A 24,236-nucleotide genomic window follows, 5' to 3' on the forward strand; every position below is an offset into this window, starting at 1 on the left:
TATGCAATTTGTGATATAAAAGTATTATGTCTCTTATGCGCAAAACAAAGCACGTGCTTATGAATAAACTTAAACGCGTGACATGTTTATGCGCAGCTGCGTCGATTTCTCTATTGGCGGTAGCGTCTTTGAGTGGGTGTGAGCCTAATAATCACGCGGTTGGGGATACGGGTAAGGCAGACGACATAGTTCACGATGGCATTGACGTAGAAGATATCAAGCTACTTATAGTTGGGTCAAAATCCGCATCTCTTGATTCCAAGCTTCTTCATTTATGCGAAAAATCTGGTTTGAGTGCATCTTATGCTTCTGTGTCGGATGTTAAGAACGCTAATGAGGCTGCAAGGGATGCGATTAAGTCTGCTTCCGAGCAGCCTGTTTCTATGATATTGATTAACAACATCAATATTGATGCTTCAGATTCTACAGATTTAGGGGTTAAAAGCAATGCTGGTGGAGCGCATGTAGATTCAAAGGCTCGTGAATCTTGGATTGATGCGCTTAAATATGCTCGTTTTGCTGGAATACCAGTAGCTCTTGTGAATCCTAAAAATCCTCCGAAGGATTCAACTTTGTATGCTGCAAAATTGTATATTTTCAAGGATTTAGACAATCAAGCTTTGTTTGAGTTTAATAGGGATAATAGGTCGAATGTAGATAAATTGGGAAAAATTCAACATTCATCTCTTCTAAAAATCGTTCAATCATTAATAGATAATACGCCTCACAGCAGGGATGTGATTATAAATGACAAGAACTAGCGTAATTAAGAAAGATTTGCCAGAGACTTCTCGGAGGCTGCAGATGCGTGATTTGGATAATTTGCGTGACATAAGTGACATGTCTGATTTGCCTGATTTGCCAGAAGTTAACGAATCTGGTTTAAATGCAGATGAAGTTTCTTATGCTGTGGAAAATGGCGACGTTAACATTACGACTAATCGAACATCTAGGTCTGTGCTTTCTATTGTGCGCGCAAACGTGTTTACACTTTTTAATGCGATTATCTTTGTAGCAATGGTGGTTGTTCTCGCTACTGGATCTTGGAAAGATGCCGTTTTTGGTTTTGTTATTTTGATTAACACTGGTATTGGCGTTGTTACTGAGTTGCGTGCAAAACACACGCTTGATAGGCTTTCGATTCTTGTGGCTTCGCGATCGATTGTGCGACGAGGCGGAAAGAACGTTTTTATAAACCATTGCGATATTGTGCTTGGTGATTTGTTATGGGTTCGTGCTGGAGACCAGGTTCCTGCGGACGTGCAAGTGCTTGAATCTTGGGGTTTGGAGATGGATGAGTCAATGCTTACGGGCGAATCTGCAACTGTACGTAAGGCTGCAGAGGATCGCGTATATTCTGGCTCTACCGCTGTTTCTGGTGTTGCTTTGACTCGTGTTACGGCTGTGGGTGGCAACAGTTATGCTGCTAAATTGGCTGCTCAAGCAAAGGTTTACACTAAAACAATTTCGGATTTGAGCCGTGGAATTAACACGATTTTAAAGTGGATGACGATTGTTGTTGTGCCTCTTTGCGTCTTGCTTGTATGGTCTCAGATTAGTAAGGTTGGTGGTTTTGCGCTTGCGTGGCAAACTGGCCATTGGCGTAGTGCTGTGGTTTCTGCTGTCGCTGGTGTTGTCGGCATGATTCCAGAAGGTCTTGTGCTTTTAACTTCGCTTAATTTTGCTGTTGCTGCTATGCGCCTCGCTCGAAAGAAGACTCTGATACAAGAGCTAGAATCTGTGGAAACTTTGGCGCGAGTGGATTGTTTGAATTTGGATAAAACTGGCACTATTACGGATGGTGGAATCGCATTTGTAGGCGTGGATTTGCTTGATGACAATTTAAGTGATGTTGTAAAGCAGAGCAGCGCGGATGCTTTCGACTTGAATGATGGTTTGCGCGGTTTTGTAAATCAAGCTTTATTTGATTTGTCTAATGAAGAAAATCCAAATGCTACTGGTATAGCAATTATGGAAGGTCTTGGTAGTAAAGATACTTTTAGCAAAGGTCTTGATGATAAAAACGGTGAAAATCAGGGTGTCTCCTCTGGTTGCGTAATAAATAATCGTCTTCCGTTCTCGTCTTCTAGAAAATGGAGTGCTATTAATTACAAGCATAAAGATGGTAGTTTTGAAACTTGGTACATGGGTGCTCCAGAAGTTTTGGTTAGTGCGATTCGTGAGTTTCGTGAGTTTCGTGATTGTTCTGACGGCAATTCTGATTCTAACTATTCTAATATGCGCTCGCATGAGCAGTTTGATCGTATTTTGCATCGCGTAAATGAATATGCTCAAAAAGGTGAGCGTGTGCTTCTCCTTGCTTTAGATGACAGCGATTCATGTGATTCTACTTTTTCTGATTCTCCTACTATTTCTTCTAATGCGCGTCCTGTTGCCTTGGTTCGTTGTTCGGAGAAAATTCGTTCGGATGCTAGACAAACGCTCGCATGGTTTAGGCAGCAGGGAGTTAGATGCCGTGTTATTTCTGGCGATAATCCTATAACAGTTGCTGCAGTGGCGGAAAAAGTTGGATTAACCGGCGATTCTAAGCCTATTGCTATGGATGCTAGGAATCTTCCTAAAGATGTTAATCAGCTTTCCCAGGTGCTCGAGAATGTTGATGTTCTTGGTCGTGTTTTGCCAGATCAAAAGAAGGCGATTGTTCAGGCTCTGCATGCTAAGGGTCATGTTGTTGCTATGACTGGCGATGGTGTTAACGATACTCTTGCGCTTAAAGAAGCGGATTTGGGTGTAGCTATGGGGAATGCTGCTCCTGCAGCTAAGGCTGTGGCTCAAGTTGTGCTTGTTGATTCGCGTTTTTCACATCTTCCAGACGTGGTTGCTAGGGGGCGTCAGGTTATGGCAAATATGGAGCGTGTTGCAGGATTGTTCCTTGTTAAAACTGTGTATTCTGCACTTATTTCGGCTGGTGTTGTTCTTCTTGGTCTTCACTTCCCGTATCTGCCTCGTCACATAACTTATATTGGCTCGTTAACAATTGGTATTCCAGCGTTTTTGCTGGCTTTGGCTCCTAATTCAAGACGTTATATTCCAGGGTTTTTGCATCGCGTTGTGCGTTTTGCTCTTCCTAATGGTGTGGCTGTTGCTATATCTGTGTTGGTTACGGCTGTTTTTGCTCCTATGATGTTGGCGCGTGGTTTAGATGCTTCTGGTGTGAGTGCTTCCAAGCTCATTGTTGGTGCAGCCAAGTCTTTGGGTGTGACTCGTAGTATTTGTTCGGTTGTTGTTTTTGCGCTTGGTGTAGTGGTTTTAGCTACTGTTTCTAAACCTATTTTTTCTTGGCGTGGAATAATGGTGTTGTGCTTTGCGCTGGCTGGTGTTGTGGGTGTGTTTATACCGTTTGTCGCTCATTTCTTTGATTTGCACATTCCAACTAATGGGAACGATATGTTTGTTATGATTTGTGCAGTAATGTTTGCTTTTGTTGTGTGGATGCTTTTACACTTATTTAGCAGACTAATCGTAAGTTGGTTAGACAACAGTCATTCTTCTGATATTTCTGCTGCAGATATTTCTATGGATGAAGATGCTGATTAGCTTTTATTAGCTTTTATCAACTTTAGTTGGTTTTTGGGTTTTGTAGTGCATTTTATTTTTATGTTGAACGCAACGTATATCGAATCGCTGCGTGTCGTGACTTTGAAATTATGCTTACAATGTATATGTGTTCAGTATTTTAGAAATGTTTTCGATTGGTGTAGGACCTAGTTCTTCTCATACTGTTGGTCCTATGCGCGCTGCGAACGCTTTTGTTACTTCTTTGAAGGAAAGTGGAAAGCTTAATAATGTTGCGCGAGTTCATGTTACATTGTACGGTTCTTTGTCTCTTACAGGTTTAGGTCATGGCACGGATCGTGCTTCTGTTGCAGGTTTGGAGGGTAATTTACCTGACGATGTTGATACAGAACACATGATGACTATTCGCGAATATTGTAAGAAAACTGGTACTTTGACTCTTGCTCATAGTCATACTATTGAATTTGATTACGATTCAGACGTGATTTTTGAAAAGTGGAAGCGCATGGTTGCACACCCTAATGGCATGAGGTTTGTGGCTTTTGATTCTCAAGGTAATACTGTTGACGAGCAAGTTTGGTATTCAATTGGAGGTGGTTTTATTCGCAAAGGTAACGCGAATGATGCAATGGTTGGGTTGCATGATCGCGTTTTAGACGATGCGAATAATGTTGATGATTCTAAGTCTGACTCGACAAATAATTCTGTAAATGGCGATTCTTCCGTAAATTCTTCCAATGATTCAACTGTTCCTTATCCTTTCTCGACTTGTAAAGAGCTTATTTCAATTTGCAAAAAAGAACATAAGAATATAAGTGATATTGTTTGGCAAAATGAGCTTGCTTTGCATGAGGGAGATGCGCATTACGTTCGCTCCTATTTGCTACATGTGTGGAAGGTTATGAGCAAGTGTGTGGAAAATGGTTGTAATTCTAAACAGGAGATTCTCCCTGGAGGACTTGATGTTCCTAGGCGTGCTCCCAATATGTATGCTCGTCTTGCTGCTAATTCAGATATGCTTCGTCAGAATCATCGTAGGGCTGATTCAGCTTTAGAAAGCTCCGATTCTGCGTGGGTTAATCTTTTTGCACTTGCTGTGAGTGAGGAGAATGCTGGTGGTGGTCGTATTGTTACGGCTCCTACTAATGGTTCTGCCGGAATTATTCCAGCTGTTTTGCAATATTATTGGCGGTTTGTAGATAGTGCTAGTGAAGATGGAATTGTAAGATTCCTTCTTGCTTCTGGCGCTGTTGGATACCTGTTTAAACGCAATGCTTCGATTTCTGGTGCAGAAGTTGGATGCCAGGGAGAAGTTGGTTCCGCGTGTTCTATGGCTGCTGCTGGATTATGTGAGGTGCTTGGCGGCACTCCTGAACAGGTTGAAAATGCTGCGGAAATTGGTATTGAGCATCATCTTGGTTTGACTTGTGATCCTGTTGGCGGTTTGGTGCAGATTCCTTGCATTGAGCGCAATGCTATGGCTGCTAATACGGCGATTAATGCTGTGAGAATTGCTCTGCTAGGTGATGGTTCGCATATTGTTAGCCTTGATAATGCGATTAAAACAATGAAGGAAACTGGTCAAGATATGATGTCTAAGTACAGGGAAACATCTAAAGGTGGACTCGCCGTAAACGTTGTTGAATGTTAGATTGAATGTTAGATTGAATCCTAAATTAAATTTTGGATTAGATTAGGATTTAGATTAGGATTTGACTTTATATTATTGGCATAGGTAGCGGTTGAGTGCTAATCTAAATCACGCTATAAGATTACAGAACTGTTATAATGTTCGAAGTTTTTGGATAATGCTATTAAACATTAGTTGATTTTTGCAAATGTTTTAAGCATTTACATATGGCTGTAAGGGATTGGAAAAGATTATAAAGGAGGGCAATATGGCACAGGATATGCCAGAAGTAGTTTCGGAATTTGGTACTACGCCAACGGTGACGTTCCCAGCGTCTGAGCCGCCAGCGGGGCTTAAGGTTGTTGAGTTAGTAGAAGGTAATGGTCCTTTAGTTCGCGCTGGAGATACTGTGACTGTTAATTATCATGGTGTTGTTTGGGGCGCGGATAAGCCGTTTGATTCTAGCTTTGATCGTCATAGGCCAGCAAGTTTTGGCATTGGTGTTGGTCAGGTGATTCAGGGGTGGGATCGTACTGTTCCAGGTCATAATGTTGGCTCTAGGCTTCTTGTTTCTATTCCGCCTGAGTATGGTTATGGTTCTCGTGGAGTTCCTCAGGCTGGAATTGGTGGTTCAGACACTCTTGTGTTTGTGATTGATATTATTTCTACGCGATGAATATTGCGTGTGATTGATTTTTAATTTGCTGTTTTATTCTTTGTTCTTTATTAAGGAGATTACAAAATGGCTGAAGAAAAAACGATTTTGTTGACTAAGGAAGCTTACGATAAGCTCAAGGAAGAATTGGCTCATCGCGAAGGCGAGTATCGTGATGAAATTACTGAACGTATTGCTGCTGCGCGAGCTGAGGGCGATTTGTCTGAAAATGGTGGTTATCAAGCTGCTCGTGAGGAGCAGGGCAAAAATGAGGGTCGTATTAACGAGCTTATTGTTAAGCTTCGTAATGCTAAGATTCTCGAAGCTCCAGAAGCTGGCAGTGTTGGGAATGGCTCTCTTGTAACCTTGGAGCTTGCTGGCCGAGAAATGACTTATGTACTTGGCTCTCGCGATATTGCTGTTGCTACAGATTACGATGTTATTAGTCCAGAATCTCCAATTGGTGCTGCAATAATGGGCGCTAAAGCAGGTGATACTGTTAGCTATTCTGCTCCAAATGGTCGTGAGATTTCTGTAACTATCAAGGATTCTCATCCTCTCGCATAATAAATTTTTATGTGACAGGAAAGTTCATTTTTTAATCGCTGTGATTTTAAAGCTCTTATAGCTGCTAATCACAGCGATTTTTTTTTATTATTTGTTTTACATATTGAGAGAGTATTTGTAATGTTTTGCGTTTGCTAGAAATTTAGTTCTAGTTCTGCTTAAAACGTTAAATTTTTCTTAAGATAGTAACAACTTTACCCATTATTTTTGCGTGTGATCCATCGATAGGTGAATACGCTGGATTGTGTGGCATAAGCCAGACGTGACCATTGTCTTTTCTAAACGTTTTTACAGTAGCCTCATTATCTAGCAGTGCGGCAACTATATCTCCATTTGTTGCTTCATTTTGTTCTCGTACAACAACGTAATCTCCATCGCAGATTGCTGCATCGATCATTGAATCTCCATGCACTTCTAGCATAAATAGATTTCCGCTTCCAGTAAGTCTTTCTGGCAATCTCATAACATCTTCAACGTGTTGCTCTGCTGTTATAGGTGTTCCAGCTGCAATTCTCCCAACAAGTGGTACGTCGTGTGAGTGAATCAATGAGTCGTTGTTGTATATGCTTACATCTACTGCTGATTTTGTAATCAGTGTATGAGCTTTCTCCTTATTTTTCTTTAAGAAATCTCCAATAACCTCAATGGCACGCCCTTTATTGGCGCTTATTCTTATTAGTCCTTTCATTTCTAAGGCTCGCAATTGATGTTTTACGGAAGAAGGACTTCTTAAGCCTACAGCTTCGCCTATTTCTCTAAATGATGGAGGAAATCCATGTTCTTCAAGGCAATTTTGTATGGCATCCATGATTTTGCGCTGACGATCTGTTAGCGGTTCTGTGTTGTGCGCCGCGGAATCACTAATCTCGTTTGTGTTGATATTCATGGTGTCTCCTTTCGATGATTTTATTCTATGACAAACTCGCAAAAAAATCAAACATATGTTCGACACGCCGTTGCATCTTTAGAACAGATGTGTCAAGATTGATACACCTGTTCGATAGAACAAATGTTCATATGGATTTATATTGATTTAAATTTGTGAGAAAGGGTAATTATGCATAAGAGATCAAAAGCAACTGGTGCTTTATATAGTCAGTTTGCGAACAACGGTACTTGCGTAGATAAAACTTGTTTAAAACGAAATGAGTATAGTAAATCTTTTATTAGATTTATTGTTTTTGTTGCTTTAGTGTGTTTTGCATGGATTATTTTTACTCCAAAGCCAGCAGTTTCTGCAGTGTCAAAATCTTTTGTAACATACACTGTTCGTCCTGGAGATACTTTATGGAGTTATGCAAAAACTATAGCAAACAAAGACAGTAATATTTCTGATTCTGTAGATTATCTCATGCAAATTAATAATTTAGATTCAGCAGATTTAGAAGTAGGTCAGTCTATAAAAGTGCCGTTTATAGATGATTAATCAATGTAGATAATTTTATTCGATAGTTAAAATATGGAGGTTTATATGGATTGGATTTGCGAATGTGACTCGTATGATGAAGATTATAACAATGTTGTATTTATGGCTTCGTTGATATATGAAACAACGGTACAAGTAATTGCAGATATGGCTTTATATCCATCAATTCAGGTATTTATTGGTAAAATTTATCAAGAATATGGACAAAAATATGAAAAAATCGATTTATTTATATAACAAATATTAAAGCATATATAACATATTTTAATAATTTTTAGTATGCTAGATGTATGCATTGTCCTTTTTGTAAGAATTCCGATACTAAGGTTATCGATACGCGAATTAGTGAAGATGGATATTCGATTCGTCGCAGACGTGAATGCCAGATGTGTGGCAACCGCTTTACGACAGTTGAAACTACTCAACTGCTTGTTATGAAACGATCTGGTTCAATTGAGCCATTCGACCGAGCAAAGGTGGTTGCTGGTGTAGGAAAAGCTTGTCAGGGTAGACCTATAGACTCTGAAGCTTTAAAGACGTTGGGAATGGAAGTTGAAGCTGATTTGCGTGCTCGCGGATTAGCGCAAGTTACATCTGAAGAAGTTGGAAAAGCAATATTGAAACCATTGCGAGAACTGGATGAGGTAGCTTATCTTCGTTTTGCTAGTGTATATCAGAACTTCGCTGGCTTGAAAGATTTTGAACAAGCCATTGAGGATCTTAAAAAGAGTAAGCAATAACCCTTCTTGTTTGACCCATATATTTCAATAGGTCAAACAATGTACTAGGTTATTCGGGTTTAGTGTTTTTGTGTTTATTTTGAAAAATCAGCATCATCTTGTGTGCGCAAGATGACTAATCGCTGTGTTGGTCTTGTCATAGCAACGTACAGATTTGCTGCTGCTGTAAGCATAGATGCTGCCTCTTGTTCTATTTTAGAAGGTTGCATCAGAATTACGGCATCGTATTCTAATCCTTTAACGTCTTCAGGCGTGCAAACGCTAATCTGACTATCGTCTGAATTCTGTTGAAGTATGCGATTGTATTCTTTATCGGAAAGATTTTTACGAAGAGTATCTTTAACGATTTTATCAGTATGGTCTAATAGTTCATTAGGAACTATTATCGCTACGCGACCACTTCCATCTTCTGATACGAATTCTTTAAACAAATCAATGCAATATTTTGAAAGCGTTCTATCTAGTTCATCTTGATGCTTAAGTGTATGGGTAACAAGAGAATCAGGAACAGATCGTACAGCATTGACTGTGGAAATGTACAATCCAGAGTTGTTTGCCACTTTTCCTGCAGCATCTGAAACTTCTTTAGGGTTACGATAATTAATGGTCAACTCGTAAAGATCCCAGTTTGCATCTCCAAACAGTGAGCTCATATTCTTTTGCCAATGATGCGTTCCACCTAAAGCGGATGTTTGAGCAACATCACCAACGATTGTAAATGATCTGGAAGGGCAGCGACGGATTAGCATTCGCCAATCCATTGCTGTAAGCTCTTGAGCTTCATCTACAACCACATGACCATAAGTCCACTCTCTATCTGACGCAGCAAGATTGGCAACCATGCTTGTATCGTCACCTTGAATGTTCTCTATGAGCATATCTGCGGTAACGATTCCATTTCCAATGCCATTTTGAGCAAGTGTTTCAGAAGCGTATTGCTGCTCTTCGAGCTTTTTGCGAGCATTTGCAGCATTTTGTGCCTCAACTTTTGGATCTTCACCTAGAAGCTCCATAGCCTCATCAAGAAGCGGTATATCAGAGCGAGTTAGAGGACTACCTTTTGGTCTAGTTAATACACGGATATCGTCTTCGCTTAACCAAGGAGCATATATGCGAAGTTGTTCAGGTTTAGAAAACAGCTGGTCAATAAGCCACGTGGCAGTCATAGGGAGCCAAGCAAGATTCAGAGTAATCTTAAGTTTCTCTTCCATACGAAGCTGCGATGTAATATCGGATATTTCAGACTGCGAAGGAGTGTAATCTAACTGTTCGAGGTATCTATTTCTAAGTGAACTTATAACTGACTTTACGAAAGTTTTGCGAGCCTGATTATGAGGTTGATGTGTTCGTTGAGCATCTGATTGTGCAAGCTCAATATCCTCTTTTTTGAGTTGTACAGCAAACCCGTTTATGCGTAGCGTTGGTAAATCTTTAGGAACACGTATTCTTGCACAAACAGCGTTCTGAATAACGTTTTTCATGCGATACATTCCCTTAAGCTTTGCCGCATGTGGAGTATCTTCTGCAACAGCATGAACATTTGGGATTAAATCAGAAATTGTTCTACTTACAACACCAGTTTCACCCAAAGAAGGCAAAACTTGATCTATATATCTTAAGAATGCCGAGCTTGGTCCTACAATCAGAACGCCTGATTTTTCAAGCTTTCTACGATGTGTATAAAGAAGATATGCTGCCCTGTGCAATGCTACGGCGGTTTTGCCAGTACCAGGCCCACCTTGTACAACAATAGTATGGTCAAGAGGAGCACGAATAATGCGGTCTTGTTCAGCTTGAATAGTTGCAACAATATCAGTCATTTTTCCAGTTCTACGAGAACCTAGTGAAGCTAGTAAAGCACCTTCGCCTGTTAGAGTTCCCTGCTTAGAAGCCTTGTTTACCTCGTCTGCATGAATATCAAGAATCTCGTCTTCAACTCCAACAACCTCGCGGAATTTAAGAGTTATATGCCTACGCATAACGATATTTCCATGGTGACGTGGCGTCGCCTCATAGAATGGTCGCGCAGCTTCTGCTCGCCAATCTGTAAGAATAGGATCGTGATTTTCACTGAGTAGACCAATCCTACCTATGTAGTGTCTTGTTCCTTCGCGATCGTCAAGTCTTCCAAACACAAGCCTGTCTTCTACGGCTCTAAGTTGAGTTAACCGATCCTCATACATTGTTGCAAATGAATCACGTTCGGTGCGCTGAGTAGGCGACCCGTGTGATCCTGCAGCTCGTACAGCGTCAAGTCTTGTACGAACCGTAGAACGCAAGTCATCCAAGCGTCCGTAAGTGCAATCAACTGCTTGTTGTTCTTCGCTAAGTTGTGAGGAGTACGTAGACATTTGTGTCCGTTCTTCTTAAATGTTGAGCTAAAAACTAGGCGTTTAAGTATATCTCGAGGCTTATACACGGTATTTTCTAAGAAAGTTTTTGCGACGAATGCATAAAGTGGCACTTTTATGAAAAAAAAATATTATTTTTTTATAAAAAGTGGGGATTTTTGGTGAGGAATGGGGTAAAATGGTGAACGATGTGCAAGTGGCATATTGCATGTTGAAAAGGAGGTGGAGTTATGGCTCGTAATAATGCGGATGATAATGCGCAGAATAAAGCCAATTCCTCCTTTATGCATGCTCAAAATCTCTCTGACAGTGATTCACAAAATATTGCTCAAGCTAATGCTCAGGAAATGCATATGCCAATGCAAAATCCTCAAGCGTACGCTCAGCCTTATTATGTGATGCCACAGATGTATCAGCCACAGCAGATTCCGCCAATGCAGCAGATTCCTTTTGCGCAACCCATTAACCAGGCTCCATATTCGGCTTTTAATTCCACTCCTTTACCGAATAATGAAGATTCTCGTGGTAATGGCATAAGCAATCAGAATCAGCAACAGAATCAAACCCCAATTCTTCTTGGTACATATGCTCCAAAAATTGATGGAAAAGGTCGTGTAGCTTTACCAGCGAAATTTAGATCTCAATTAGGGAATGGTTTTGTTATGGCACGTGGTCAGGAACGTTGCGTATACGTACTGCCAATGCAAGAGTTTCAACGTATTACAACGCAGATTCAGCGCACATCTATGAGCAATAAGTCTGCAAGAGACTATTTGCGAGTGTTTCTTTCTGGCGCTGTAGATCAAGAACCAGATAAGCAGGGACGCATAGTAGTTCCACCAATGTTAAGAGATTACGCAAATCTTGGAGACGAGATTGTTGTAATTGGTGTTGGCACTCGCGCAGAAATATGGAATAAGTCTGCTTGGAACGAATACCTTGCAGATCGTGAGCAAGATTATGCAGATATTGCAGATGATGTTCTTCCGGCGGTGATCCAATGAAAGGTGATCCAATGAAGGACTTATCTACAATACACGCACCAGTATTGCTCGACGATTGTGTAAATCTAGTATCTCCAGCGTTAAACCACAAGAATTCTGTTGTTGTGGATTGCACGCTGGGTCTCGCTGGTCATGCAACAGCTTTTCTTAAAGCGGCTCCTCTTGCAACGCTTGTAGGCATAGACAGAGATGGCGAAGCTCTTGAGCTAGCTACGAAAAGAATGCGTGAAGAAGGATTAGACGAACGTTTTATTCCAGTACATGCAGCATTTGATGAAGTTGACAAAGTTCTTGAAGATTTAGCAATCTACCATATTGATGCAGCATTTATGGATTTGGGACTTTCTAGCTTGCAAATAGACGAAGAAGATAGAGGATTCTCATATTCTCACAACACTGCATTAGATATGAGAATGGACACTACACAAAGCATAACAGCTGCGACTATTCTTGCGACTTATGATTCGCATAAGCTTGCGAATATTTTCCGAGAATATGGTCAAGAGCGTTTTTCTGGTCCAATAGCTCGCAAAATTGTTCAAGTTCGTGAAGAGACTCCGATTACCACATCTGGTCAGCTGGTTGAATTAGTTGATAACGTTATTCCTCGTTCTCATCGTGCTCCAGGAAACCCAGCTAAGAGAGTTTTCCAAGCTCTTCGCATTGAGGTTAATGGAGAATTAGACAAACTTGCTAGGACACTACCAAAGTTGGCTCTGCGTTTAAATCAAGGTGGCAGGATTGTTGTTGAATCTTATCATTCGCTAGAAGATATTGCGGTTAAAAGATTCATGAATAATGGCTTAGAAGTAGATGTTCCAGCGAATATGCCTATTATTCCAGCAGATGCACAGCCTTTCTTTAGGTCGCTAACTAGAGGAGCTGTGAAAGCATCTAAGGAAGAAATAGCAAATAATACTAGGTCTTCGTCTGTTCGCTTGCGTGCAGTGGAACTGATTCGAGATATTCCAGAACGTTGGATTAAGGAATTTGAATCTATTTCTAAAGGTATTGAAGAATCATCTAATTCTTCGACTATACGATTTGCACATAAAAAAGGGGGTAGGTTCTAATGATTAAGCCATTAAAAAACCGTGCTCCTGGATTGTCTACTGTTACTGCAACAGCAGCTCCTGCAGGTCGTGTAAAAGAAAAAGTTGTTGGAGATTCAAGGAAAAATCGTGTTCTAAAATCCCTTCCATTGGTATTTAGTGCATCAGACCGCAGATCTTACACAGTAATGAACCGCTTGCATAAGGTTATAGAGTGGAGCAATACTCGTAAAGCGCCTCTTTTTAATGTGATTATTGTTGTTTTGTTCTTAGTAATCACTCCTACAACATCTCTATTGTTGCGCACAAAAATGGCAGAAATATCTTTTGAACAAGCTGCTACACAATCGAGTATTTCTAGGCTTCGTCAAGATGTAGAAACAGCGCAAACAAAATTAGATACTTTAGAGGCGGATCTTCCAGCAAAAGCGCAAACAATGGGAATGGTTCCGCAGCAAGGTGCAATAACCGTTGATTTAAGCGATTATGCAAATAAAAAGAAAGCTGAAAAAGCAATGCTTGATGCTAAGAAAGCTCAAACACAGGCTAATCTCAAGAATCAAAAGTCACAGCCCAAACAGCAGACGCATGATTCACAACAATCTAAACAACAATCTCAACAACAAAAACCAAAGGATAAGGAGAAACATTGATGAGCCGCCAAATCAAGCAACGTTTCGCCAAATATTCAGGCAAAGTTAATGGAGTTGTTAATTCTATTAAAGACAAAGTTAATAGAACAAGCAATTCCAGTGGATTTTCAAAAACCAGTAAGTCTCTAAAAGACGGTATTAGTCGCGTTTTTAGCTTACTGAAGCTGATTAAAAGAAAATCGCAATTTACAAGGTTTAAAAAGTCCAGCACATACAATGCGAATTCTTATGAGGCTTACGGATCCTATAATCGGTCTGCTGCTAATAAGACTGCTGCGATGAATAGCACAGTTTTTGCAAAGAAGTGCGTAATTGTTGCAATTATTTTTGCGTTTGTTGCAACATGTGCAATAGTAAAACTTAGTTTTATACAGCTTATTAATGCTCGTTCTACTGCTCAGGCGGCTCAAGCAGAACGTATTAGGACAAAACCAATTCTTGCTAGAAGAGGTCGTATTTTAGATACAAACGGTTCAGTTCTTGCTCAAAGTGTTGAAAGATACAATATAATTGCTGATCCTATGAATGCGCAGGCGTTTAAACCTACTCCTTGCACAAAACAAACTGCTGGTAATTGTCATTCGATTAATGGTAAGGATGTTGAAGGTACTGGTGCCGTGGCGGTGGCACGTCTTTTAGCTCCAATTCTTCATATGAGCTCTGTTGAAATCGGCGGAAAGATTTCTGGATTGGGTCGTTACGCAGTTATCAAGAGGAATGTGAAGCCTTCTGTTAAGCGTGCAATTGACAAACTCAACCTTTCTGGTTGTGTTTATGCAGAAAACAGTAGTGAACGAGTGTATTCAAGTGGTCCTATTTTGGGTGCCCTAATTGGTTCTGTCAAAGATGCCGAAGAAAGCTCTAGACCAGAGGCAAAGGGTAGAAGAGGCGAAATAGGTGAATCTGGATTAGAGCTTTCGCAAGATAAAGTTTTAACTGGTACAGATGGATATCAAAAGTATCAGGGAAACAATGTTGGAAATGAGAAAATTCCTGGCACTGTTAGCGAATATAAAGATGCTGTAAATGGTAATGACATAAAGTTAACCATTGACAGCGATGTAGATTGGTACGTTAAAAAAGTTCTTCTTGACGGAATGAAGCAGTACAAAGCTGGATGGGGAATTGCTGTTGTTCAGGATATTCGCACTGGTGAGATTCTTGCGTTAGAAGATACTGACGATATTAAAGCTGGTTCTTCAGCTGCTAGAGCATCTGTTTCTAAAGCGGTTAGCCAGATCTTTGAGCCAGGTTCTATAGGCAAAGTGTTTGCCATGGCTGGAATGGTTCAATCTGGTGCGCGTCAACTCAGCGACAAATTCTCAGTTCCAGGGACAATAGACAAACAAGGTCAGGTTTTCCATGATTCTCACAGTCATGGTATTGAACGTTTAACATTAGCTGGAATTTTAAAGGAATCTTCTAATGTTGGCATGATTTTAGCTGGCGAAAAATATCCTAATAACAAGCGTTATGAGTTTTTGTCTAAGTTTGGAATTGGGCAATATACTGGTTTAGGTTTACAAGGTGAATCTCCTGGTCTTCTTCCAAGCGTACAAGCATGGGATGGTCGTAAGCAAAACACTGTTTTGTTTGGTCAGGGTTATGCCACTAACGCTTTGCAAATTACTAATGCTATTGCGACTATTGCGAACAAGGGTGTAAGGCTCCAACAGTCAATAATCAAATCTGTAATAGATCCTCATGGACGTGTTTCAGAGCACAAGAGACCTCAGGCAACTCGCGTTTTGGATGAACATGTAGCATCGCAAATGTTGAATGCTATGGAAAGCACAGCGGAATCTTACAAGAACTTTATATCAATTAATGGATACCGTGTTGCTGCTAAGAGTGGTACTGCAGAAGTAGCGGGATTCGGTGGAGGATTAAGTTCTATCGTTGCAGATTGTGCTGGAGTCATTCCTGTGGATAATCCACGATTTGCTATTACAGTGGCATTAAGTAATCCTCAGGGAACTTTCGGCGTTGTTGCAGCAGCACCTCTTTTGAAAGCAATTGGAGAATTCTTGATGCAAAAGTATGATGTTCCAGTTTCTACTCCTCGTAGCAACCCTATTGCTGTAGAATGGTGATATACAACAAATAAGGGCGAGTGCGAGTATGAATGCTGTTGATGAATTTTCCAGAACCAGAGTGACGCTTGGTTTTGCTGCTGAACAGTATGGTTTTGAGGTAATTCCTTCCTTTGCATCTGGTGTGACTATTACATCATTAGCTTGTGATGTTAGAAGTGTTAAACCAGGTTGTCTTTTTGTTCCTTCATCTCGAGTAGATAAGAGACAATTAGAGGCTGCTAGAGATGCTGGAGCGTATGCTGCAATGGTTCCTCCAGAGTTTAGATCTGAAGCAATGAGTGTAGGCATTCCTCTGCTGGTATCTTCTAATAATCCAATAACTCTCGGTAAGCTAGCTTGTGATGTTAATTGCGATCCGTCATCTTTTATAGCAACTTTTGCAGTTGCAGGAGATAGTGATGATGAGATTTACGCAAATGTTATACGTTTGGCTGATTTTCTTCATATGCTCGGCAATCCAGTTGGTATTATTAGTGCAGCTGGGTCTAGCTCTCTTCAAAGAGAGTTAGATTTAGAGTATCCTATGGGAATAATTGATATACAGCATAACTTGTCTGTGTGTGTAGAAGATGGCGCTGCAGCTGTTGTAATAGCATTAAATTCTGCAACTCTTAGTAAAGATGCATTGCAGTCTGTTAACGTTGATGTCCTTGGAGTTGAAAGCAATAATGCTTTAGCAATGGCTGGAAGCCTTGACTTATATGCAAGCGACTCTTCTTATTCTGATCCTTACTCTAATACTTCAAAATTTGATAGTCATGCAAATCATGCAAGTCATGCAGATGATAATGCAGATAATCATTCATATAATAAAAAGAAGTATGATTCTGATACTACATTAAATCAGAATTCAAAATCGCAGCAAAAAGTCGAATCACTTAATTCCGATAGTGAATCTCATAGTGAATCCGATAGCGTATCTGATATTTCTTCTTATAGAACTTCTGCTAATAAATCTGATAAACATTACGAAAATAGTTTTATCAAAAATCAAAATGATGATTCCGCTATAGATGAAGAAAGTATGAAGTCCGCGCGACCAGTAATAAGTTTTTATACTCTTCAACAACGTTATGGGTTTGTAAGTCATGAAAGATCTTATTGCGTTATGCGTTCCCGTGAATCAGATGAGTTAGCTGCTTTAGCAGATCAGATTGGTGGCAAGGATGTTCACAAACATCTTTCTCTTTCAATAGCGATGGTTCTTGCAGCTGGAGTTAGAAGAGGAACTATTAAAAGCGCGTTACGAGTGTCTCATGAATTAAAGTAGTGTTAATTAAAGTAGTGTTCAGAAACGTGTTGATGATTAATAGATTTGTTGCAAAGCAAATGAAACCAATGTTGGGAAAATAACGAGGTTATGATGCAAAATAAGACTTTGGGCAATAATACAACGACCAATAATATGCGTATGATGCCTATGAGTGTTAGAGAAGTAGCTGCTGCGGTTAATGGCAGACTTTTTATAGGTGGTTGTTTAGTAAAAGAAAACCATAGTATTACTTCTGAGAAATTTTGCATAACAGATAATGATGTTGTTATTTCAGATAATGATGTTGTTATTTATGCAACAAGTGATTCTCGTAAAGTTGTGGATTCTTCCATATTTGTAGCAATACCAGGCGATCGTGTTGATGGTCATGATTTTGTTCAAAAAGCTGCAGAACTTGGTGCAAAAATTGCAATAGTGGAGCATTTTGTAAAGTTAGATGAGTCTAATAATAGTAAAATTGCTCAAATAGTTGTTGAAAATTCGGTTGAAGCTCTTGGACTTTTAGCAAAACACAATCTTGAGCGTCGCCGCGCGTTAAATACACCATTTAGTATTATCGGCATAACTGGTTCAGTAGGAAAAACCACTACAAAAGATATGCTCAAGGCTCTTCTTTCAACGCTCGGTAACACTGTTGCACCAATTGGATCTTTTAATAATGAAATTGGTTTGCCGTTAACATCTTTGCAAGTAAATGAAAACACGAGATTCCTTATTGCAGAAATGGGAGCAAATCATGTTGGCGAAATCGCAAAACTAACCACAATAGCTCCTCCTGATTTAGCTGTTGTATTGAAGGTGGGTGTTGCGCATTTAGGTGAGTTTGGTTCTGTAGAAAGAATTGCTCAGGCAAAAAGTGAGATTGTTAGAGGTCTTGTTGCACACGGAATAGCAATTTTAAATGCTGATGATTTTCGAGTATCTGCAATGCGTTCTTTAGCTGATCAAGATAAATTGCGTTGGTTTGGTAAAAACACCAATACGGAAGGTGATTTTGACGCATCTAACAATGGCAATTACCAATTGTCTGCAAGTGATATTTCATTAGATGAAATGGGTTGTGCAGAATTTGTTCTTAATGAGAAGAATGAGGATAAGTTTAAAAACTCAGTTAGAGTCCATCTTGCTATACAGGGACAGCATAATGTTATGAATGCAATGGCTGCTTCTAATGTGGCAAGATATTTTGGAATGAATCTTGAGAGTATTGCTAAAGTTTTGCATGAAGTTTCGCATATTAGTCCGCATAGAATGCAGCTTTCTAAAATTTCTAACAATAATAATGTTTTTACGCTTATTGACGATTCATTCAATGCAAACCCTGATTCCATGAAGGCTGGAATTGATGGATTGTGTTCTTATGAAAATCATGACTTACATAATTTAAACGTTAATGCTGAAGAAGATCTAACAAGTAAAAAGAATAATATTTTTAGAATAGCAGTTCTTGGATCTATGTTAGAGCTTGGTTCTAATGAGAATAATATGCATGAATCAATAGGCGAATATGTTGCAAAGCATAATATTGATGCGCTAATAGCTGTTGGTTCTAAGTTTGATAAAAAATTAGATGAACTAGCTGGTTGCATTTATAAAGGTGCTAAAGATAATTGGCAGAATAAGAGCCTTGATGTTGAAAATGGCGTATATTTTGTTCATGATTGCACTGAGGCGGATAACGTTGTGTGGAACCTTGTGGCCGCGCATTCGAGTAGTGTTGTGTTATTGAAGGGGTCTCATGCTTCAGGCTTGAGCGTGTTAGCTGAACGCTGGTCTAAACTTAATGAGAGTCTTAATGAACATACGGAGGTTAACCTGTGATTGCGCTTATCGTGGGAATTGTGGTATCGCTGATTGTTACTATTGTCGGTACGCCGCTTTTAATCCGCTTAGTACACCGTTTAAATTACGGTCAGTACATTCGTCAGGACGGTCCACAATCTCATTTAGTTAAACGTGGAACTCCTACAATGGGAGGTGTTGTTATAAACCTTGCTGTTGTAGTTGGTTGGGCTGCTTCTGCTCTTTACAGATACTTCTCTGTTGGGCGTACTCCATCTTGGTCTGCGGTTCTTGTGCTTTTTGCAATGCTTTCTATGGGTTTCCTTGGGTTCATTGATGACTTTGCAAAAGTTCGTAAAAAACAGAATCTTGGTCTTTCGGTTCGTGCAAAGCTGGTTGGTCAAATTATTTTTGCAAGCATTTACGCACTTTTGGCTCTAATGCTACCAACTCAGTCTGGTATTGCTAGTGCTCAGGCTGGTATGAGCTTTATTGAAAAACCATTCCTTGATTTTTCAATGTTTGGGCAAGTCGTAGGAATTGTGGTTTTTATTATTTGGGTTAACTTCTTGATGGCGGCTTGGTCTAATGCTGTAAATCTTACAGATGGTTTAGATGGTTTAGCTTCTGGCTCTTCAATGATTGCTTTTGCTGGTTACGCTATGATTGCGTTCTGGGAAAGTTACCACGTTAAAGGTGGCGGTCATTTTGGTTTCTCGTACGCAGTATCTGACCCTCTTGATTTGACTATTATTGCTGTTTGTGCAGCTGTTGCCTGCTTTGGATTCTTATGGTACAACTCAAATCCTGCTCAGGTATTTATGGGAGATACGGGATCATTGGCATTAGGCGGTCTTTTTGCTGCTCTTTCTATAGCTACTCATACCGAGTTCCTAGCTGTTATTTTGGGCGGACTATTTGTTATAGAAGCATGTAGTGATGTAATTCAGGTTGGATGTTTTAAGCTTACGCATAAGCGAGTGTTTAAAATGGCTCCTATACACCATCATTTTGAGCTTGTTGGCTGGGCAGAAGGTAAAGTCGTTGTCCGTTTTTGGATGATTGAGCTTATGTTTGTACTTTCTGCATTGATGATGTTTTATGCGGATTGGGCTGGTCATTCTGGGTTACTGATTTAACGATTAGTTCTGACTTAACGATTAGCATTGACTTAGTAATTGAGTATCTACTTGGTAATTGGTGAGGGTTAAATAATATGAGCAGCGTTGCAGAAGATTGCTTGCTTAGGGAATTGTCGTTCCACAAGAAGTTCCCATTCAATAATGTTCTTGTGGCGGGTCTTGGTGTTTCTGGCATTGGTGCTGTAGAAGTGCTTAAATCTGTTGGTGCTACAGCGATTACTGCAGATGAGCGTAAGGAAGAGGCTCAGGTACACGATTTTTCCAAGATTGATTGGGATAATATAGATGCTGTTGTAACATCTCCTGTTTTTAATCCTCGTACACCTTTTATTCTAGAAGCGCAGAAGCGTAATATTCCAGTTATTAGTGAAGTGGAGCTTGCTTGGCTTGTTCGTGTAAACTCAGATAAAACCAATAATCCTGCACCTTGGGTTGGAATCACTGGTACGAATGGAAAAACTTCCACTACAGAGATGACTTCCGAAATGCTAACTGCTTGTGGTTTTGATGCTCCTGCAGTAGGAAATATTGGAAAATCGGTTTCTCACGCTGCTATGGAATCAGAACATGATGTTTTGTGTGTAGAATTAAGCTCTTTCCAGCTTCATTTTACTAATTCGATGAGATTAGATTGTGCAGCTATTACTAATATTGCTGCGGATCATTTAGATTGGCACGGTGGGATTGAAGCTTACGCAAAAGACAAGTCTAAAGTTTTTAATGGGGTTAAAAAGGCTCTTGTTTATAATGCTCAGGATCCTAGAGTAAGTGAACTTGCAAGTAACGCTCAAGTAGAAGATGGTTGTAAGAAAATTGGTTTTACACTTGAACCTCCAGAATCTGGAGAAATAGGTGTTGAAAATGGTTGGATTGTAGATAAGAGTGGTGTTGCTGGCGGAAAAGTTGGAGATCCAGTTAAATTAGTGGAGCTAAGGGATCTTAAGCATTTATGCGAACCAGACGGAAGCGTATATCCTCATCTTCTTGCAGATGCTTTGACTGCTTTAGCTCTTACATTAGGGTTGAATCCAGATGTTGAAAATGCTGTAAAAGCTTTGTGTAACTTTGCTCCAGGAGGTCACAGGATTCAAACTGTTGCAACTTTAAATGCTAACGATGATCTTCCTGAACACTCGATTCGTTTTGTAGATGATTCAAAGGCTACTAACGCTCACGCTGCAGCAGCATCTATTTCTAGTTTTGGTAAAAAATCTGTAATTTGGATCGTTGGGGGGCTTGCAAAAGGCGGTTGTTTTGAAGATCTAGTTAAAGATAATAGAAGTATTATAAAGGCTGCTGTTGTGATTGGTGTAGATCAAAAACCGATTATAGAGGCTCTTAATGCTAATGGAAAAGATATTCCAGTAACTATTGTTTCTCCAGATGGAACAGGTTGTGAGTCTTTTGATTATGCGGATGATTCTGTTCTTAAAAAAGTGGAAAACGATAAGACTATTAGCCCAGATTCTTCTCTAGGTCAAAAAGTTATTTCTAAAGCAGTTGATGCTGCTGGATGTTATGCAAAACAAGGAGATGTTGTGTTGCTGGCTCCAGCGTGTGCATCAATGGATCAGTTTGTGTCTTATGCGGATCGCGGATCTCGTTTTGCTAAAGAATCTGAGCGATGGGTTAATAGTCATGAACGTGAATAGCAAAAAATCTAATCCTAACAATGCTAATAAAAAGCCTTTGCGATTGTTTTCTTCTAGTAAAAAACAGCGTTCTACTAAATCGTCAAGAGCGTATGAAACTTTTAATGAAAACAGTCATGCTTTTAAACAATACGTTGGTATTCGTAGCATATTTAACCCATTATGGTGTTTGTATGGTTTAAGAATATCTGTTGCAATGCTTTCCGTTTTCGGCTTATTTATGGTTTTTTCAAGTTCCTCAGTGACTATGATTACTTATGGAGCAGGTCCTTGGGGTTCTGGAATAAGTCAATTGATTTATTGCATTATTGGATTTATTGGTTATTTGATTTTTTCTCGTCTTCCAGTCGATTTCTATAAAAGTAAGATTATTGTTATTTACGCAATATCTGTTTTTATGCAATTTTTGACTTTTGTGCCAGGAATTAGACATGAGGTTAATGGTAATGCTAGCTGGATTAAGATAGGTCCTTTTACAATGCAGCCTGCAGAAATAACCAAGTTAGCTATATGTATTTGGCTTCCTATGGCTCTTATATTGGCTAAGAAAGCTTATGAGCGTGTTCAAATGCGCGCATACATTCCGTCTGTAGCGGCTCTTGGAGTTTCATTGCTTCTTGTTGTTGCTGGTAAAGATCTTGGTACTGCGTTGATTATTCTTCTTATAGCCGTAGTCGCATTTTATATAGGAGGATTCCCTACAAAGTGGCTTGTTGTCGCTCTTATATCTGCATCTGCAGCTGTTTTATTGTTGGTTATTACTAGTCAAAATCGTATGAGGCGTATTCTTGCGACTATCCATGGTTGTGATGCTAAGTCTATAAAAGGCGTGTGCTTCCAAGCTATTCATGCGCAATACGCTATGGCTTCTGGTGGTCTTATGGGTGTTGGCATAGGTAATTCTCGAGAAAAATGGAATTATCTACCTTATGCTCATAATGATTTTATTTTTGCGATTATCGGCGAAGAAATGGGATTCTTTGTAGCGTCTTGTGTGATTCTTCTTTATATTGTTATTGGATGGTGTTTGTTAACTTCCGCATTGCAATCTCATAGTAAGTTTGTTTCGATATCTCTTATAAGTATTGCTACATGGATTGTAGGTCAGGGTTTAATAAACATATTGGTTGTGGTTCAAGTTCTTCCTGTTATGGGTGTTCCTATGCCGTTTATTTCTGCTGGTGGTTCGTCTTTAGTTATGTGCTTGTTGAGTATTGGTGTTGCGGACTGTTTTATTAGAAGTAACCCTTATATTAAGCCTAGTGTTAATAGCAGTATTAAGTCAGTTTCTAGTGAGGATGACAATAAACGTTAAAGTCTGGTTATTGTCTAATTGTTTAGTCTTAGATTAAAGTTTTAGATTAGGTTAGAAATTATTATAATTAGTGGTTTTAGATTGATTTAAATTTATTTTAGATTCACTCTAGCTTGAATGTAGGTGGTTTATATGGAAGATGTGAACTCTGATTCATCTGTCGATAATGTCGATGAAGGTTCTTTGCATGTTGTTTTAGCAGGGGGCGGAACAGCAGGTCATGTTAATCCTCTTCTTTCTGTAGCTAGCGCATTAAAAGATTTAGATGAATCTGTAAAAATTAGTGTTATTGGAACTAATGTTGGATTAGAAAAAACTCTTGTTCCACAAGCTGGTTTACCGCTTGATGTTATTGAGAAAGTTCCTTTTCCTAGAAAACCTAATTTATACATGTTTAAGTTTCCTTTTAAATGGGTTCGTGAAAAGAATAAGGTTCGTGAAATACTGAAAAAAAGACGCGCTGATGTTGTTGTTGGTTTTGGTGGTTATGCTTCTGCTCCTGTTTATTCGCAAGCGCACAGCATGAGATTGCCTATTGTTATTCATGAGCAGAATGCTCGTGCTGGAATGGCAAATAAACTTGGTGCGCGTTGGGCTAACATGATTGGTTGTGTTTATGATGGCACTGGTTTATGCTCAAAATTAGGTTCGTGCACAAAAGCGTTACGAGTCGGTTTGCCTCTTAGAAAAGCGATATCTGATTTATGCGCACAAATTACACAAGATTCTGATTTAGCCAGGGTAGAAGGTGCTAAAAAGCTTGGATTAGATCCAAGTAGACCTATTGTACTTGTTACGGGTGGGTCTTTAGGTGCTAAAAGTTTGAACGATTCTGTTTCTATTGCTGCTGGCGATTTGCTTAAGTGTGCTCAAATAGTTCATCTTACGGGTTCTGGAAAGTCTAAAGAAGTTAAAGATAATGTTGCGCGAGTGGCTGGTCTTAATCAAATAAACGACGTTAAGCCAGAGCATGCAGGTTTAGGTGATTATCATATTTGTGAATATTTGGAGAGGATCGACTGGGCTTTTGCTTGTGCAGATTTGGTGATTTGTAGGTCTGGCGCTGGTACTGTTGCAGAAATATCTGCTATTGGTCTTCCTGCAATTTATGTTCCGCTGCCGATTGGTAATGGTGAGCAGCGTTTTAACGCACAGCCTGTTGTGGATGCAGGAGGAGCGATTATGGTTAGCGATTCTGATTTTACTGTTGACTGGATTCGTGACAATGTGTTGAAATTGCTTGACAATACAAATCGTCTTGAACAAATGCGTGAAAAATCTTGGAAATATGGCATTCGTGATGCTGCAAGCGTAATGGCAAAATATATTCTTGATATTGCAAAAGAAAGCAGAAGATAATT

Annotated in this window: 20 protein-coding genes; 18 read left to right on the forward strand and 2 right to left on the reverse strand. The window is 39.6% G+C overall.

The features are described 5' to 3' along the window. Positions 1 to 26: 26 nt before the first annotated feature. The 5 genes from HXT25_RS04620 (at position 27) to HXT25_RS04640 (ending at position 6,389) form a co-directional block, all read left to right on the forward strand. The gene (locus tag HXT25_RS04620) at positions 27 to 761 is read left to right on the forward strand and encodes a hypothetical protein (RefSeq protein ID WP_422118729.1); all 735 of its coding nucleotides are present in this window, start codon (positions 27 to 29) and stop codon (positions 759 to 761) included. Then, the gene (locus HXT25_RS04625; RefSeq protein ID WP_422118730.1) at positions 748 to 3,558 is read left to right on the forward strand and encodes an HAD-IC family P-type ATPase; all 2,811 of its coding nucleotides are present in this window, start codon (positions 748 to 750) and stop codon (positions 3,556 to 3,558) included. The genes HXT25_RS04620 and HXT25_RS04625 overlap by 14 nt, the downstream gene beginning before the upstream one ends. A gap of 145 nt (positions 3,559 to 3,703) precedes the next feature. Beyond that, entirely contained in the window at positions 3,704 to 5,188 is a 1,485-nt protein-coding gene (locus HXT25_RS04630; protein ID WP_004112260.1) for an L-serine ammonia-lyase, read from the forward strand. Between the two features lie 247 nt (positions 5,189 to 5,435). Next, complete coding sequence (locus HXT25_RS04635) at positions 5,436 to 5,843, forward strand: FKBP-type peptidyl-prolyl cis-trans isomerase (RefSeq protein ID WP_014554739.1); 408 nt, start codon at positions 5,436 to 5,438, stop codon at positions 5,841 to 5,843. Between the two features lie 66 nt (positions 5,844 to 5,909). Beyond that, positions 5,910 to 6,389, forward strand: coding sequence for a GreA/GreB family elongation factor (locus HXT25_RS04640; protein WP_004112265.1), 480 nt, complete (start codon positions 5,910 to 5,912; stop codon positions 6,387 to 6,389). Between the two features lie 166 nt (positions 6,390 to 6,555). Here the strand turns inward: HXT25_RS04640 and lexA are convergent, their stop codons facing one another. Continuing rightward, entirely contained in the window at positions 6,556 to 7,275 is a 720-nt protein-coding gene (lexA, locus tag HXT25_RS04645) for a transcriptional repressor LexA (RefSeq protein ID WP_004112267.1), read from the reverse strand. A gap of 171 nt (positions 7,276 to 7,446) precedes the next feature. On the opposite strand from lexA, the gene HXT25_RS04650 reads away from it, so the two are divergent. The 3 genes from HXT25_RS04650 to nrdR are packed head-to-tail and all read left to right on the forward strand — an operon-like array spanning position 7,447 to position 8,555. Beyond that, a complete protein-coding gene (locus tag HXT25_RS04650) occupies positions 7,447 to 7,815 on the forward strand; it encodes a LysM peptidoglycan-binding domain-containing protein (protein ID WP_248903213.1) in 369 nt (122 codons plus the stop codon). A 45-nt stretch (positions 7,816 to 7,860) separates the two neighbouring features. Then, entirely contained in the window at positions 7,861 to 8,052 is a 192-nt protein-coding gene (locus tag HXT25_RS04655) for a hypothetical protein (protein ID WP_014554736.1), read from the forward strand. Between the two features lie 53 nt (positions 8,053 to 8,105). Beyond that, positions 8,106 to 8,555 (forward strand): transcriptional regulator NrdR, encoded by a 450-nt coding sequence (gene nrdR, locus HXT25_RS04660; protein WP_004116911.1) that lies wholly within the window; start codon positions 8,106 to 8,108, stop codon positions 8,553 to 8,555. A 74-nt stretch (positions 8,556 to 8,629) separates the two neighbouring features. Here the strand turns inward: nrdR and HXT25_RS04665 are convergent, their stop codons facing one another. Continuing rightward, positions 8,630 to 10,906 carry a HelD family protein gene (locus HXT25_RS04665; RefSeq protein ID WP_285085085.1) on the reverse strand — a complete coding sequence of 759 codons (2,277 nt, stop codon included), beginning with the start codon at positions 10,904 to 10,906 and terminating at the stop codon, positions 8,630 to 8,632. Positions 10,907 to 11,136: 230 nt separating this feature from the next. Between HXT25_RS04665 and mraZ the strand changes: the two genes are divergently transcribed. The 10 genes from mraZ to HXT25_RS04715 all read left to right on the forward strand — a co-directional run bounded on the left by mraZ (position 11,137) and on the right by HXT25_RS04715 (position 24,234). Continuing rightward, positions 11,137 to 11,910, forward strand: a complete 774-nt coding sequence (gene mraZ, locus HXT25_RS04670; protein ID WP_004115702.1) for a division/cell wall cluster transcriptional repressor MraZ — start codon at positions 11,137 to 11,139, stop codon at positions 11,908 to 11,910. An 11-nt stretch (positions 11,911 to 11,921) separates the two neighbouring features. Then, complete coding sequence (rsmH, locus tag HXT25_RS04675) at positions 11,922 to 12,983, forward strand: 16S rRNA (cytosine(1402)-N(4))-methyltransferase RsmH (protein WP_422118839.1); 1,062 nt, start codon at positions 11,922 to 11,924, stop codon at positions 12,981 to 12,983. Then, a complete protein-coding gene (locus tag HXT25_RS04680) occupies positions 12,983 to 13,615 on the forward strand; it encodes a hypothetical protein (protein WP_020760101.1) in 633 nt (210 codons plus the stop codon). The genes rsmH and HXT25_RS04680 overlap by 1 nt, the downstream gene beginning before the upstream one ends. Beyond that, entirely contained in the window at positions 13,615 to 15,708 is a 2,094-nt protein-coding gene (locus HXT25_RS04685) for a peptidoglycan D,D-transpeptidase FtsI family protein (protein WP_422118731.1), read from the forward strand. The genes HXT25_RS04680 and HXT25_RS04685 overlap by 1 nt, the downstream gene beginning before the upstream one ends. 28 nt (positions 15,709 to 15,736) lie before the next feature. After that, the gene (locus HXT25_RS04690; protein ID WP_004112287.1) at positions 15,737 to 16,981 is read left to right on the forward strand and encodes a hypothetical protein; all 1,245 of its coding nucleotides are present in this window, start codon (positions 15,737 to 15,739) and stop codon (positions 16,979 to 16,981) included. 93 nt (positions 16,982 to 17,074) lie between these two features. Beyond that, positions 17,075 to 18,805 carry a UDP-N-acetylmuramoyl-tripeptide--D-alanyl-D-alanine ligase gene (locus HXT25_RS04695; RefSeq protein WP_004122305.1) on the forward strand — a complete coding sequence of 577 codons (1,731 nt, stop codon included), beginning with the start codon at positions 17,075 to 17,077 and terminating at the stop codon, positions 18,803 to 18,805. After that, on the forward strand, positions 18,802 to 19,905 hold the full coding sequence (mraY, locus tag HXT25_RS04700) for a phospho-N-acetylmuramoyl-pentapeptide-transferase (RefSeq protein ID WP_004116897.1): 1,104 nt from the start codon (positions 18,802 to 18,804) through the stop codon (positions 19,903 to 19,905). Before HXT25_RS04695 ends, mraY begins: the two co-directional genes overlap by 4 nt. 77 nt (positions 19,906 to 19,982) lie before the next feature. Next, on the forward strand, positions 19,983 to 21,560 hold the full coding sequence (gene murD / locus HXT25_RS04705) for a UDP-N-acetylmuramoyl-L-alanine--D-glutamate ligase (protein ID WP_004124704.1): 1,578 nt from the start codon (positions 19,983 to 19,985) through the stop codon (positions 21,558 to 21,560). After that, positions 21,547 to 22,875 (forward strand): FtsW/RodA/SpoVE family cell cycle protein, encoded by a 1,329-nt coding sequence (locus HXT25_RS04710; protein WP_004124706.1) that lies wholly within the window; start codon positions 21,547 to 21,549, stop codon positions 22,873 to 22,875. The genes murD and HXT25_RS04710 overlap by 14 nt, the downstream gene beginning before the upstream one ends. Positions 22,876 to 23,007: 132 nt before the next feature. Then, positions 23,008 to 24,234, forward strand: a complete 1,227-nt coding sequence (locus tag HXT25_RS04715; protein WP_246979435.1) for a UDP-N-acetylglucosamine--N-acetylmuramyl-(pentapeptide) pyrophosphoryl-undecaprenol N-acetylglucosamine transferase — start codon at positions 23,008 to 23,010, stop codon at positions 24,232 to 24,234. The last annotated feature ends 2 nt before the right edge of the window (positions 24,235 to 24,236 follow it).

The organism is Gardnerella sp. DNF00476, assembly GCF_049262735.1.
Classification (GTDB): Bacteria; Actinomycetota; Actinomycetes; order Actinomycetales; family Bifidobacteriaceae; genus Bifidobacterium; species Bifidobacterium vaginale.